Genomic DNA, 13,946 nt, shown 5'->3' with positions numbered 1-13,946 from the left:
TGGGCGGGGGTGTATCCTCGCCGCTCGTCCGTCCTCCACCCTTGACCCTTCGGGCCACGAGACCCGGGAGCGATTCCATGAAGCGCACGACCTGCCTATCGTTTTCGACCTGCGTGCTTGCGCTCTGCGCGCTTTCGGCCGCTTCGCTGGCCCAAGCTGAACGGCTGGCCCTGCCGTCTCTCGACCTCCCCAAGCTCGCTGCCGAAGATCGCGCGCTGGACGGCAAGGCCGGCGTGCCGCTGCGCTACGGCCAGGTGCAGGACTTCGGCGACAAGGCCCTGGGCCTACCCGAGCGCGGCCTCCAGGCCGGCGGCACCTGGACCACGGCGAAGGACGGGCGCGTCCAGTGGTGGCTGCAGATCGACGCCGCACAGGCGCGCAATCTGACGCTACATTTCGAAGCCTTCCGCCTGCCTGCGGGCGCCGAGCTGCGCGTGTACGCGGCGGGCGAGAAGAGCCCCAGCCTGGTCTACACCGATGCCGACAATCGTCCGGACGGCGATCTGCGTCCACCGATGCTGGACGGCTCGACCCTGCGCATCGAGCTGCTGCTTCCGCAGAACCTGCGCGAGTTCACGCGCCTGCAGTTGGGCAGCGTGGTGCAGGGCTACCGCGATCCCTTCGTCGCGCTGACCCAGCTGAAGTCGGGCAGCTGCAACATCGACGTCGCCTGTCCGCAGGGCGATGCCTGGCGACCGCAGAGTCGCTCGGTGGCCCACTACACCTTCAACAGCGGCGGCGGCAGCTTCGTCTGCACCGGTCAGCTGGTCGCTACGGGCAACCCATCGCAGGACGTCTCGAGCCCGCGCTTCCTGACCGCGAACCACTGTGTCAGCGTGGCGGCGGAAGTGCAGTCGATGACGTTCTACTGGCGCTATGAGAGCCCGACCTGCCGCGCCCCGGGCAGCGCCGCCAGCGGCCAGCAGCTGCCGCGTTCGACCAACACCGCCGCCACCCAGAGCGGCGCCAGCCTGCTCGCCACCCACCAGCCCACGGACTTCACGGTGGTCGCCTTGAGCGGGCCAGTACCGGCCGCTGCCGAGGCCTGGTACACCGGCTGGGACCGCAGCACCAACGCCCCCACTGGCGCGATCGGCATCCACCACCCTGCGGGACATGAGAAGCGCATCAGCATTGACAACGATGCGCTGACGACCGGCCCGAGCTGCATCATCAGCGGCGCCACCGCCACCACCCATTGGTTCGTGGGCGCTTGGGACCAAGGCACCACCGAAGGCGGCTCCTCGGGCTCGGGCCTGTGGCGTCGCGACAGCGGACGACTCGTCGGCGTGCTCTCGGGCGGCCAGGCCTCCTGCACGGCGACCGACCAGTTCGATTGCTACGGCGCGCTGGACAAAGGCTGGACCGGCGGCGGTACGGCCGCCACACGCATGAGCGATTGGCTGAACCGCGCCGGCGGTAGCCCCCTGACCCAGGATGGTCACGGTGGCTGCACTGCACCCACCGCGAGCTTGAGCTCGGCAGCCTTCAGCGGCAGCGCGCGGGTTGGCGAGCCGACCACGTTCACCGCGAGCGCCAGCGGTGGCAGCGGCAGCGGCTATGTCTACGAATGGGATCTGGACGGCGACGGCAACTTCGAGCGCCGCGGCAGTGTGAGCAGCGTCAGCCTGCGCTACCCCCAAGCGCAAAGCGGCCAGGTGCGTCTGCGGGTCACCGACAGCGCAAGCTGCTCGACCGTGGTCAGCCGCGCGCTGGACGTCCAGTCCGCCCGCCTCACCGCCACCGGCGGGAGTCCTCAGCAGGTCTGCGGCAACGGCAACGCCGGGCTCGACCCCGGCGAGCGCTGGCGCGTGCCGGTGACCGTTACCAACAGCGGCAACGCGCCGCTGCCCGCGGGTGCGCACGCGCTGTTTGCCAATGCCATCGACGGCGGCGGGGTCGACCTGTTCGGCCCGGACAGCTTTGGCTATCGCGGCACCAACAGCGCGACGAATCCGGGTGCCTGCGGCTACGGTTTCGTCGACATCGGCGATGCGCCCGCCCTGGCCCTGACGGCCGCTGGCTCCGTGACGGCGGCCGACGACGGTCGCAGCAGCGTCATCACCCTCGGTGGATCCGGCTTCAGACTGTATGGGCAGAGTTACACCCAGGCCATCATGTCCACCAACGGCTACGTGTCGTTCTCGACGGCCGATTCCGGCGGTGACTACGACAACAGCTGCGCCGGCCAGATCGATCGCGGTGGCGCGGGTCCGCGCCTGCACGTGCTGCACGACGATCTTGTCGTCGGCGGCGGGGGCGGCCTGCGCTATCGCTACTTCACCAGCTGTCCGCGCGCCCCGATCGGCGGGGCCGACCAGTCCTGCCATGTGTTCCAGTGGGACGCCATGCAGGACTACTCGCAGACTGCGCCCAGCGGCAACGCCTCGTTCCAGGCGATCGCCTATCCGGGCAATGGCCAGGTGGTCTACCAGTACCGTCGAGCCAACACCAACGCGGGGGCCACCGCCACCATCGGTCTGATCAACGGCAGTGGCAGCACCCAGCTGCTGGCAGCCTGCGATGCTCCGAACGCAGCGCCCGCCGCAACCGCGATCTGCACCTTCGACCCACAGAACTTGCCGCAGACGCCCCAGCTGCTGATCGAGACGCCCACCGTCCCAGTGCCCGCGCTTGCCGTCGGCGCCAGCGCCACCGTTGAAGTCAGCCTGCAGGTGCCCGAAGGTTCGGCCTGCGGCGCCTCCGTCGGCCTCGACTACCTCGCCACCGCGTTGAACGGTCAGCACAGCATGCAGCCCTCGACCGTGCTCGCCCGCCAGTTGGCCTCCAACTGCGCGGCGGTCAACAGCTGCCCCGCGGCAGCGCAGCGGCCTCTGCCGAGACGTGGGTTCTTCAACGACCCTGCCCGCGGTGGCAATGGTCTCGCTTTGTTCACCTACGGCGACGCCGCCAACCCGGTGGTGGGCGCGATCTGGTACACCGGCGATCGCAGCTACCTCAGCGACTGGTACACGTTCGCGGGTCCGCTGCGCGGCGGCCTGATGGCCGCGCCGCTTTCCCGCACCCGCAACAGTCAACCCTCGGGCTTCGCGCCGGTCACCAGCACCGTGGGCCGCAGCTGGGTCGCCAGCGTGGATGAGCGCACCCAGCTGTTCGCCTGGGATTTCGGCAGCGGCCAGCGCGGCGCCGAGCTGCTGAACACGACGGCCGGCACCCTGCCCTATGCGTCGACCAATCGCACCAATGCCTGGATCCAGACCGGCCAGACCGGCTGGGGGCTGGGCATCGAGAGCCTGCAGCTGGCAGACGGGCCCTTCGAGTTCAATGGCGTCTACCTGTTCGATGCCAACGGCCAGGCGCGCTGGCTGACCGGCACCACGCGAGAGACCAGCAGTGGCAATGTGCAGCTGAGCAGCCAGCCCACCCACTGCCCCGGCTGTCCGTTCTATGCCGACAACGCCGCGCAGGCACAGCCCGCCGGCACCTTGACTCGCAGCTACAGCAGCCGCACCCGCGCCACCATGAGCAGCAGCATCACCCTGCCCGCGCCCTTGTCAGGCACGTGGAACCGCAGCAACGTCGAAATCCAGGCCTTTGGAGACAACAACCCATGAGTGAACGCCGCCTGCGCCGCCTGATCCTGCTGCGCCATGCCCACGCCCAGCCGCAGCAGCCGGGCCAGCTCGACCGCGAGCGTCCGCTCTCGGACACCGGCGAGGCCGAAGCCGATGCCGCCGGCCGCTGGCTGCTCCAGCACGGCCCGCTGCCGCAGCGCCTGGTGACGTCGCCGGCCGAGCGCACCCGCGCCACTGCCCAGCGCGTGCTCGCGCAGACCGGCTACATCGATCAGCGCAGCGACGAGCGCATCTACGAAGCCAGCCCCGGCGACCTGTTCGAGGTGGTGGTCAGCCACGCCGAGGTCGAGGTGCTGATGCTCGTCGGCCACAACCCCGGATTCGAATCGCTGGCGGCGCTGCTGTCGACCGGCCAGAGTGGCGATCATCGCGGCATGCCGCCGGCTGGCATTGCGGTGCTCGACTTCGGCCCCGACGCCGAGATCGAGCCGGGCGCGGCGCGACTGTCGGCGTTCTGGGCACCCTGAGCGTTCACCCGCAGCGCATGTCGAAGGCAATGGCCAGCGCCATGTGCCTGCGCACGCTGGCCGGCGGACTGCTTGCCCTGTGGATGGCCTTGACCCCCGTGCATGCAGACGAACCCGGCCTCCGTATCGATACCGCGAATTCGGTGGCGGGGTTCTCGGTGCGCGCGGCCTGGGTCAAGCGCATTGATGGCCGTTTCGCCCACATCGAAGGGGTGGTGCGGCCGGAGGCCGACGAGGCCTGGCTGCTGGAGGTGCGAATCGCCTCCGGCAGCGTCTTGATGGGCCGCGAGAGCCATGAGGACTGGGCGCGATCGGCCGACTTCTTCGACACCGCCCGCCACCCTTGGATCGAGTTCCGCGCCGCCGGTCTCTCCAAGTCGGTGCTGCATGAAGGCGGCGCGATCGAGGGCGTGTTGACCCTGCGCGGCATCAGCCGACCGGTGCGCTTCGAGCTGCTGCCCGCCGAGTGCGCGCGGCCGGGTATCGACTGCCCCGTGCAAGCGCGCGGCGAGGTCGACCGCAGCCGATTCGGCATGACCGCCCGGCGCGTCTTCGTCAGCGACAAGGTCAAGCTCAGCTTCGATATCCGCCTGCGCGAACCGGCGGCTCCGCCGCGCGAAAATTTCTAGAACCCAGCTATCGCGCCATGCTTCCGCATCGAATGCCGCTGCTGCTCTGCGCCCTGCTCTGCCTGCTGCTGGCGGCCTGCACGCCCTCGCGTGAGCGCGTGCGCGTTGATGTGGTGCGCGCGGCCGCGCACCAGGACCGCAGCCTCGACTGCGCCCGCGCCGATGGCTGCGCCGAATGGTCGCCGCTGCGCGTGGCCGCTGCCGAAGCGGTGCGCGACTCGACGCCGGAATCACCGCGCCACGTCGTGCTGAACCTGGAGAGCGGCCACGACGCCCTTCTGGCGCGACTGCACCTGATCCGCGCAGCGCGGCGCAGCATCGAAGTGCAGAGCTTCATCTTCGCCCAGGACGATGCCGGCTTCCTGGTGCTCGATGAACTGCTGCGCGCCGCGCGCCGCGGCGTGCGCGTTCGGGTCTTGCTGGATCAGTTGTTCTCGATCGAAAACGTCGAGCTGCTGGCCGCACTGGCGCAGGCCCACGCCAACTTCGAGCTGCGCCTGTACAACCCCACCTTCGGCAAGGGCGCGACCAGCAAGTTCGAGTTCGTCGGCGGCATCCTCTGCTGCTTCACCCAGTTCAACCAGCGCATGCACAACAAGCTGCTGCTGGTCGATGGCCTGATCGGCATCACCGGCGGCCGCAATTACCAGGAGCGCTATTTCGATCTCGATCCGGGCTTCAATTACCGCGACCGCGATGTGGTGGTCGGCGGTCCTGCGGCGGCGGCCATGCAGCGCAGCTTCGACCAGTTCTGGAGCGCCGAGCGCAGCCTGCCGGCCGCCGGCCTGCGCGACGTGCGCCGCCGCCTGGATGCCGCACCGCGCGGCCGCGCCGTATTGGCCGAGCTGCCGCTGCGGCAGCGCGCGCGCATCGACGCCCTGCGCCGCGAGCTCGTCGACGCCGAGCGCCTGCGTGCGGTGCTGATCACGCCCCTGCATCGCGTTGGCCGCGTCGACTTCTACTCCGATGGCCCCGAAAAGCAGCTCGGCCGGATCGAGCCCGGCCGCCGCGACAGCAGCGCCAGCCTGCGCCGAGCCGTCGAGCGCGCCGATCACGAGATCGTGCTGCAGACGCCCTATCTGGTGCTCTCGCGCGAGGCCCAGGCCACGTTCCGCCGCCTGCAGCAGCGCGAGTCGCCGCCGCGCGTGCGCATCAGCACCAACAGCCTTGCCTCGACGGATGCGTTCCCGGTCTACGCGCTGAGCCACAAGTACAAGCGCACCTACCTGCGCGAGTTCCGCTTCGAGATCCACGAGTACAAGCCGCGTCCGGCCAACGCACCGATCGCGCTGCATCTCGATCCCGAGACCGATGTGATCAGCCTGCCGCCGCGCTTTCTGCGCAGCGAATCGAGCCGCGCCTTTGGTTCGGCCGCCGGCGCCAGCGCCGACACCCCGCGCCGCCGCGCGCTGCGCGGCCCGCTGCCCCTGCAGACGCTGGGCATGCGCATCGGCCTGCACTCGAAGTCGATGGTGATCGACGGCGAGCTGGCGGTGATCGGCAGCCACAACTTCGACCCGCGCTCCGACCGCCTCAACACGGAATCGCTCGTAGTCATCCACGATCGCGAGTTCGCCCAGGAGCTGCGCGACACCCTGCTCGAAGACATGAGCCCCGGCAATGCCTGGGTGATCGCCCCGCGCCCGCGCCCGCCGCGCCTCGTTCGCGGCTTGAACTACAGCCTCGGCAAGGCTTTCGAGTTTCTGCCGATTCTGGATTTCTGGCCCTGGCGCTACGCCACCAGCTGGGAGTACACCGGCGGCCCCGGCTGCACGCCGATGTCCCCCTTCGACCCGAACTTCGCCAACTGCCACACGCCGGTGGGTGATTTCCCCGAGGTCGAGATTCCCTTCAAGGCGATGAACACGCGCATCCTCACCGCGTTCGGCGCGGGGCTGGCGCCGATCCTCTGAGTTCTCCGTGACCCCTCACGCCGGCCCCATCCGCACACTCTCGATGCCCCCGCGCCACTCGCGCTCAGCTGTGACGAGGTCACGCGATTCCAGAAAGCGCAGGATCGCCCGCACGGTGACGACCGGGTAGCGGCCCGACAGTCGGGTCGCGACCGGGTGGTCGGTGAACACGAGGTTGTCCGCCAGCAGGCCGCCGGCGACACGCTTGCTGTAGGCGATGCGCACTTCATCGGGTGTGAAGCCGCTGGCCAGCGCGTGCGCCTGCGCGTCACGGCGCTCCAGTGCGGCGCCGTAGTCCGCGGCGGCCAGCAGCTCCAGCACCCAGGCGGTGGAGTTCTGCGTGCGGCGGCTGTCGGGCCGGGCGATCAGGTTGTAGCGCGGCTCGTGCAGGGCGTGGATGTGGTCCGAGCGCAGCAGTCGCGCCAGACGCTCGGCGAAGTCCGGCTGCAGCCAGACGATGCGGGCGTCCTGGCGGTGCAGGTCGTCGGCGAAGAAGTTGACGAGGCCCTCGGCGAACAGGCCGGACGCATCGCTGGCACAGTGGTTCAGTAGGTGCACGACCGTCCAGCGCCCCAGCGGGTGCTCGCGCAGGACGAAGCCGACGTGGCTGTAGTGCAGGCCGTGCTTCGACAGATCGGTGCCGGCGCGTGCCAGCAGGGCCACTTCAGCGTTGGCGGCATCCAGCGCTGCGGCCACGGTCAGCGCGCTCTCTGCGGCGGCCGCCCACTGCTGTGGCGACAGTTCAGCCGCTTCGCAGTGCCGACCGGCCTGGGCCGGCAGCGTGAAGCACAGGCACAGCCACAGGCTGATCGAACGCAGGGCCCTCATCGCCGCAGCTCCGTGCGGTGGACGTGCGGCGCGAGGCTTTCGTCAGCAACGAAGGCGACGGCTTCGGAGCCCGCCCAGAGCAAATGGCCGCCGACCACGGCGCTGGCGTAGAGGCTCATGCCTACCGCCACGCCGCTGGCTTCAAGCGCTTCGCGACCGACGGTGAAGCTGAGCCGGGCGCCATCGGCGGCGCCGAGCAGCACGACTTCGACGCTGCCGCCGACTGGGCGCAGTACCGCGACACTGAACTCGCCGCCGGCGCTGAGCAGATCGACGCTCGCGCGCGGCAGGACCAGGACGCTCCCGGAGAGGCGCGTGGACGCGCGACTGGCCTCGCTTTGCGCGGACGCCGCGAACGGCAGGAGCGCGGCGAGCAGTGCGGTGCTGACGAGGCGCAAAGCAGAGCGGGGTGAGATGCGATCGGGCGACATGGTGGACTCCTGCAGCGGGAGGCGGCAGGCTCCGCCCGGGCCCGCATGAGTGCAACAAAAATCGACTACGGCGCGAAAGCCTCGTCTTGAAGTATCGTCGAGTGATACTCGAAGGCGGAATCCCATGGCCCTGCGCTGCGAACTTGTGGATGCCCTGAAGCGCCTGCTGAAGGTCCAGGGCTTGACCTATGCCGCCCTGGCTGTGCGGCTCGGCATCAGCGAGCCCACTGTGAAGCGGATGCTGTCCAAACGTTCGCTCACGCTGGAGCGTCTGGAGCAGATCTGTGGTGTGCTGCAGATCGGCCTGCCCGAGCTGGCCGAGGAAGCCCAGCGCGGCGCGCCGCCGCTGGCGGAGTTGAGCGCCGCGCAGGAGCAGGCCCTGGTCGACGATCCTGCGCTGCTGCTTGCCTTGTATCTCGTGCTGAACCGGTGGCGCAGCGACGAGGTGATGGCGCGCTACCGTTTCAGCGAGCCGGAGTGGATTCTGCTGCTGACGCGCCTGGATCGGCTCGGCATCATCGAGCTGCAGCCCGGCAATCGCGCACGCACGCGCACCGCCCGCAACTTCCGCTGGCGACGCGAAGGCCCCATGCAACGCTTCTTCCAGCAGCGCCTGCTGCCCGACTACTTCGGCCGCGGCTTCGAAAGCGAGCACGAGCGCCTGCTGTTGCTGAGCGGCATGGTCTCTCCAGCCTCCGCCCTGCTGCTGCAGCGTCGTCTGGAAGAGTTCGCTGCCGAATTCGATCGGCTGATGGCGCAGGACGCGTCCTTGCCCGCGGCTCAGCGCGTCGGCCTGAGCCTGGTGCTGGCGCAGCGGCCTTGGAGCCTCACCCTGTTCGCACCGCTGCGGCGCGCCGATGACTCTCAGTCGAGGGACCGCCAGTCCACCTGGGCACAAGCGACCTGATGCGTTGCGGCAGGCCGCGAAGCCGCTGCTATGCTCGCCCTCCACTTGGATTTCACGGGGCGGATCGTCGTGTCGGTAGACCAGCAGCAGACCTGTGTGGCGCACAAGTTCGGAGGTTCCAGCCTCAAGACCGCGGAGCGCATCGCCCATGTGGCGAGCCTGCTGCGAGGTCGAACCGAAACCACACAGATCACGGTGGTCTCGGCTATGGGCGGCGTCACCGATGCGCTGATCGGGCTGGTGCATGCGGCCAGCCGCGATCCGGCGCAGGCTCAGGCCGAGCTGGATGCGCTGGCGGCACGCCACCGCGAGGCCGCGCGCGGCCTGCTCGGCGACGCGGCCGATGCGGCGCTGTCGCCGCTGGAGCGCGACTGGCAAGACCTGCGCGCCCTGCTGCGTGCAGTCGCCCTGCTCGGTCACCCGGCGGCGGATCTCCTGGAATACGTCCAGGGTCTGGGCGAGGTCTGGTCGGCGCAGCTGCTGGCCGCGCGCCTGCGCGCCGAAGGCGAGACCGTCGACTGGCTGGATGCGCGATCGGTGCTGGTAATCAGCCCCTCGGCCTTGGGTGCGGTCGTCGACTGGGCCGAATCCGGCAAGCGGCTGGCGGCCTGGCGCGGCAGCCACAGCGCGCCGCGCGTGGTCGTCACCGGCTTTGTGGCGCGCGATACGGAAGGCCGCATCACCACGCTCGGCCGCAACGGCAGCGACTACTCCGGCGCCATTTTCGCGCGCCTGTTCGCGGCCTCCGAGCTGCACATCTGGACCGATGTCGACGGCGTGCTCAGCGCCGATCCGCGGCTGGTGCCCGAGGCCATCCTGCTGCCGCGCATGAGCTATGACGAAGCCTTCGAGCTGGCCTACTTCGGCGCCAAGGTCGTGCACCCGCGCACCATGGGTCCGGTACTCGAAGCGGGTATCCCGGTCTTCGTGCGCAACACCTTCAATCCCGCCTGCGCGGGCACGCGCATCGGCCCCGAGCACGAGGACGGCGCCGGCCCGGTCAAGGGCCTGACCATCGCCCGCGAGATGGCGCTCGTCGAAGTGGAAGGCACCGGCATGATCGGCGTGCCGGGCACCGCCGAGCGCGTGTTCGGCGCGCTGCGCGACGCCGGCGTGTCGGTGGTGATGATCGCCCAGGCCAGCTCCGAGCATTCGATCTGCTGCGTTGTGCGCGAGGCCGATGCGGCGCGCGCGGCTGAAGTGCTGCGGCGCGCGTTCGCGCGCGAGCTGGACGCCGGCCTGCTGCAGGCGGTCGACGTCGAGCGCGGCATCGCCGTGCTGGCGGCGGTGGGCGACGGCATGAGCGGCCACACCGGCATCGCCGCGCGCCTGTTCTCCGAGCTGGCGCGGGCGGAAGTGAACGTGCGCGCCATCGCCCAGGGCGGCACCGAGCGCAACATCTCGGTGGCGGTGCGCGACGCCGACGCGGCCCGCGCCCTGCGCGCCGTGCATGCCGGCTTCTATCTGTCGCCGCAGACGGTCAGCATCGGCGTGATCGGCCCCGGCAACGTCGGCGCCACCCTGCTCGAACAGCTCGCCGCGGTCGCGCCCAAGCTGCGCGAGCAGAACAATCTCGATCTGCGCGTGCGCGCCATCGCCGGCAGCCAGCGCTGGCTGCACTCCGACGGCGGCCTCGATCTGGCCGACTGGCGTGGCCAGTACGCAGCCAGCACCGAGCACTTCGACTTTGAACGCTTCACCCAGCACGTGCGCGCACCGCACCTTCCGCATGCGCTGATCATCGACTGCAGCGCCAGCGCCACCGTCGCCGCGCACTATCCGCGCTGGCTGGCGGCGGGCATCCACATCATCACGCCCAACAAGCAGGCCGGCGCCGCACCGCTGGAGCTCTATCGCCGTGTGAGGGAAGCCGCACGCCACGGCCACTGGCGCTACGAGGCCACGGTCGGCGCCGGCCTGCCGGTGATCTCGACCCTGCGCGACCTGATCGACACCGGCGACGAGGTGCGCGCGATCGACGGCATCCTCTCGGGCACCCTGTCCTACCTGTTCAACGCCTACGACGGCACGCGGCCCTTCTCCGAACTGCTGCTGGAAGCACGCCAGCTCGGCTACACCGAGCCCGATCCGCGCGACGACCTCTCTGGCCTCGATGTCGCCCGCAAGCTGGTGATCCTCTCGCGCGAATGGGGCCGCGAGATCGAGCTGGCCGATGTCGACCTCGTCGGCCTGGTGCCGCCGGCGCTGATGGAAATCAGCCGCGAGGACTTCCTTGCGCGCGCGGCCGAGCTGGATGCGCCGATGCTGGCGCGCTTCCAGGCGGCTCGGGCGCGCGGCTGCGTGCTGCGCTTCGTCGCCCATGTGGATGCCGACTCCGCCACCGTGGGCCTGGTCGAGCTGCCCCAGGACCACGCCTTCGCGCATCTCAAGCCCACCGACAACGTGATCCAGTTCAGCACCGCGCGCTACAGCGGCAACCCGCTGATCGTGCAGGGCCCAGGCGCGGGCCCGGAGGTCACCGCTGCGGGCGTGTTCGCCGACCTGCTGCGCGTGGCGCAGGGCCTGGGGACCCGCCTGTGAGTCGATACAGGGCGCGGGCCTTTGCGCCCGCCAGCATCGGCAATGTGGGCGTTGGCTTCGACCTGCTGGGCCTGGTCATCGAAGGCGCCGGCGACACCGTCACGGTGACCCGCAGCGCCGAGCCCGGCGTGCGCATCCGCGCGATCCGCGGTTCAGAAGTGGAACTGCCCACGGAACCCGAGAACAACACCGCCGGCCGTGCCCTGCTCTCGCTGATCGAGCGCGCCCAGCCCGGCTTCGGGATGGACGTCGTGATCGACAAAGGCATCGCCTACGGCTCGGGCATGGGCGGCTCGGCGGCCTCGGCCGTGGCGGCGGTGGTCGCGGCCAATGCGCTGCTGGAAGCACCGCTCGATGTCGACGCGCTCTACGCCTGCGCGCTCGATGGCGAGGCCGTGGCCAGCGGCGGCCGGCACGGCGACAACGTGGCACCCATGCTGCTCGGCGGCCTCGTGCTCACGGTCGGCGACGCGCCGCCGCTGAAGCTGCCGACGCCGACCGGCGTGTATTCCGTGCTGGTGCATCCGGACTGCGTGCTGGAAACGCGTCGCGCGCGCGCCGCACTCGCCACGCCCTACGCGCTGCACGAGTTCGTGACCCAGAACGGCCACCTCGCGCGCTTCCTGGCCGGCCTCTACCGCAACGATCTCGCACTCATTCGCGCCGGCCTGCGCGACGAACTGGTCGAACCGCGTCGCGCCGCGCTGATCCCCGGCTTCGAAGACGTCAAGCAGGCCGCACTTGCGGCCGATGCGCTGGGCGCCAGCATCTCCGGCGCCGGCCCCAGCGTGTTCGCCTGGTGCCTGGGCCACGCGGCCGCCGAGCGCGCGGGGGACGCCATGCGGGCGGCCTTCGCCGCCCATGACCTCGACAGCCAGATCTACATCTCACCGCTGGACGCGCCGGGTGCGCGCCTGCTGGAGGATTGACCATGCGCTTCATCTCCACCCGCGGCGGCGGCGCGCCGCAGACGCTTTCGAACGCACTCGCGCTGGGTCTGGCGGAAGACGGCGGACTGTTCGTTCCCGAAGCATTCCCCTCGCTGCCGACACTGCCGCAGGCCGGGCTCAGCCTTGCCGAGACCGCCAGCGCGCTCATCGCGCCCTTCTTCGCGGGGGACGCACTCGCAGCCGAGCTGCCGGCGATCTGCGCCGAGGCGCTGGACTTCCCGGTGCCGGTGCTGCCGACCCACGATCCGCGCACCGAAGTGCTGGAGCTGTTCCATGGCCCCACCGCGGCCTTCAAGGACGTGGGCGCCCGCTTTCTGGCCGCCTGCTTCGCCCGCCTGCCGCGTGAGTCCAGCGCGCAGCCGCTGACCATCCTGGTCGCGACCTCGGGCGACACCGGTGGTGCGGTGGCCGCGGCCTTCCATCGGCGGCCGGGTTTCCGCGTGGTGGTGCTGTATCCGGACGGCCGCGTCAGCCCGCGCCAGGCGCATCAGCTGAGCTGCTTCGGCGACAACATCCACACCTACCGCGTGCAGGGCAGCTTCGACGACTGCCAGCGCATGGTGAAGGCGGCCTTCTCCGATCCTGAACTGCGCTCGGCGATTCCGCTGTCCTCCGCCAACAGCATCAGCCTGGGCCGCCTGCTGCCGCAGATGAGCTACTACGCGCATTCGGCGCTGGCGCACGCGGCCAGATACGGCGAGCCCGCGCGCTACGTGATTCCCACCGGCAACCTCGGCAATGCTTTGGCCTGCCTGTGGGCGCGGCGGCTGGGCCTGCCGATCGGCGAGGTGCTGCTCGCGACCAACGCGAACCGCGTGCTGCCCGACTTCATCGACAGCGGCGAGTACCGGCCCGGGCCCAGCGTCTCGACCCTGGCGAACGCGATGGACGTGGGCGCGCCCAGCAATCTGGAGCGACTGCGCCACTGGCTGCCGGAGATCGATGGCCTGCGCGCCGCCGTCAGCGCCCGATCGATTGACGACGCGCGGCTGTCGAAGCTCATCCGCGAGGCCGAAGCGCACTACGGCCACACCCTCTGCCCGCACACCGCTGCGGCGTTCGCGGTGATCGAGGACCGGCGCGCGGCCGGAGACGAAGGCCGCTTCATCGCGGTGGCGACTGCGCACCCGGCCAAGTTCGAGAGCGTGGTCGAGCCCCTGGTCGGGCATGTCGTGCCAGTGCCGTCTGCGCTCGCGGCGCTGCTGGCGCGGCCGGCGCAGGCGCAGCCGCTGGCGGCGGAGGATGCTGCACTCAAGGCGGCGCTCCGGGGCATCGCGCACGCGTGATGTGGGGTGGGTCTTGACCCACCCTGAGCTTCGCTCTTGCCTCGGTGTTCCGATCTCATGGGGTGGGTCTTGCCCACCATGAGCTCCGCTTCGGCCTCGGTGTTCCGATCTCATAGGGTGGGTCTTGACCCACCATGAGCTCCACACTCGCCCCGGTCCCCCAAGCCCATAGGGTGGGTCTTGACCCACCATAAGCTCGATACTCGCCCCGGTCTTGTTTCGTCGCTTCGTCGCTTCGTCGCTGGAAGCGGAGAGCAAGAGCTTTCGGTCCGTCCTTCCGCGCTCCCAAAGCATGGCCATCCATGGCCATTCCCGCGTGCGGCCGGCCCGAGTCCCTTTTCTTTGCATGGCCAAAGAAAAGGAACCAAAAGAAAGGCCTGCTCGTCCGCGCCCTTAAG

10 protein-coding genes are annotated in these 13,946 nt (G+C 70.0%); 8 read left to right on the top strand and 2 right to left on the bottom strand.

Translation table 11 applies throughout. The features are described from left to right. The first annotated feature begins 77 nt into the window (after window positions 1-77). The 4 genes from H4O13_15430 to H4O13_15415 are packed head-to-tail and all read left to right on the top strand — an operon-like array spanning window position 78 to window position 6,605. Window positions 78-3,575 carry a hypothetical protein gene (locus H4O13_15430; GenBank protein MBE5316782.1) on the top strand — a complete coding sequence of 1,166 codons (3,498 nt, stop codon included), beginning with the start codon at window positions 78-80 and terminating at the stop codon, window positions 3,573-3,575. 11 nt (window positions 3,576-3,586) lie between these two features. Then, on the top strand, window positions 3,587-4,063 hold the full coding sequence (locus tag H4O13_15425) for a histidine phosphatase family protein (protein ID MBE5316781.1): 477 nt from the start codon (window positions 3,587-3,589) through the stop codon (window positions 4,061-4,063). A gap of 17 nt (window positions 4,064-4,080) precedes the next feature. After that, a complete protein-coding gene (locus H4O13_15420; protein ID MBE5316780.1) occupies window positions 4,081-4,692 on the top strand; it encodes a YceI family protein in 612 nt (203 codons plus the stop codon). A gap of 32 nt (window positions 4,693-4,724) precedes the next feature. Then, window positions 4,725-6,605 carry a phosphatidylserine/phosphatidylglycerophosphate/cardiolipin synthase family protein gene (locus tag H4O13_15415; GenBank protein ID MBE5316779.1) on the top strand — a complete coding sequence of 627 codons (1,881 nt, stop codon included), beginning with the start codon at window positions 4,725-4,727 and terminating at the stop codon, window positions 6,603-6,605. 15 nt (window positions 6,606-6,620) lie between these two features. On the opposite strand, the gene H4O13_15410 is transcribed toward H4O13_15415, so the two are convergent. Both H4O13_15410 and H4O13_15405 read right to left on the bottom strand, forming a co-directional pair. Next, window positions 6,621-7,433 (bottom strand): DUF2145 domain-containing protein, encoded by an 813-nt coding sequence (locus H4O13_15410; GenBank protein MBE5316778.1) that lies wholly within the window; start codon window positions 7,431-7,433, stop codon window positions 6,621-6,623. After that, complete coding sequence (locus H4O13_15405; protein MBE5316777.1) at window positions 7,430-7,864, bottom strand: hypothetical protein; 435 nt, start codon at window positions 7,862-7,864, stop codon at window positions 7,430-7,432. The genes H4O13_15410 and H4O13_15405 overlap by 4 nt, the downstream gene beginning before the upstream one ends. Window positions 7,865-7,988: 124 nt before the next feature. Here H4O13_15405 and H4O13_15400 point away from each other — a divergent pair, with 124 nt between their 5' ends. Genes H4O13_15400 through thrC form a run of 4 tightly spaced genes read left to right on the top strand, consistent with a single transcriptional unit; the run spans window position 7,989 to window position 13,548 of the window. Then, window positions 7,989-8,771 (top strand): helix-turn-helix transcriptional regulator, encoded by a 783-nt coding sequence (locus tag H4O13_15400; protein MBE5316776.1) that lies wholly within the window; start codon window positions 7,989-7,991, stop codon window positions 8,769-8,771. Between the two features lie 30 nt (window positions 8,772-8,801). Further along, a complete protein-coding gene (gene thrA / locus H4O13_15395; protein ID MBE5316775.1) occupies window positions 8,802-11,312 on the top strand; it encodes a bifunctional aspartate kinase/homoserine dehydrogenase I in 2,511 nt (836 codons plus the stop codon). Further along, window positions 11,309-12,241, top strand: a complete 933-nt coding sequence (locus H4O13_15390; GenBank protein MBE5316774.1) for a homoserine kinase — start codon at window positions 11,309-11,311, stop codon at window positions 12,239-12,241. Before thrA ends, H4O13_15390 begins: the two co-directional genes overlap by 4 nt. Before the next feature lie 2 nt (window positions 12,242-12,243). Next, complete coding sequence (thrC, locus tag H4O13_15385; protein MBE5316773.1) at window positions 12,244-13,548, top strand: threonine synthase; 1,305 nt, start codon at window positions 12,244-12,246, stop codon at window positions 13,546-13,548. Window positions 13,549-13,946: the final 398 nt, after the last annotated feature.

This window comes from Lysobacterales bacterium (genome assembly GCA_014946745.1).
In the GTDB taxonomy this organism is placed as follows: Bacteria; Pseudomonadota; Gammaproteobacteria; order Xanthomonadales; family Xanthomonadaceae; genus Aquimonas.
Note: the sequence above shows the minus strand (reverse complement) of the source record. Positions and strands in the feature narration are given on the sequence as shown.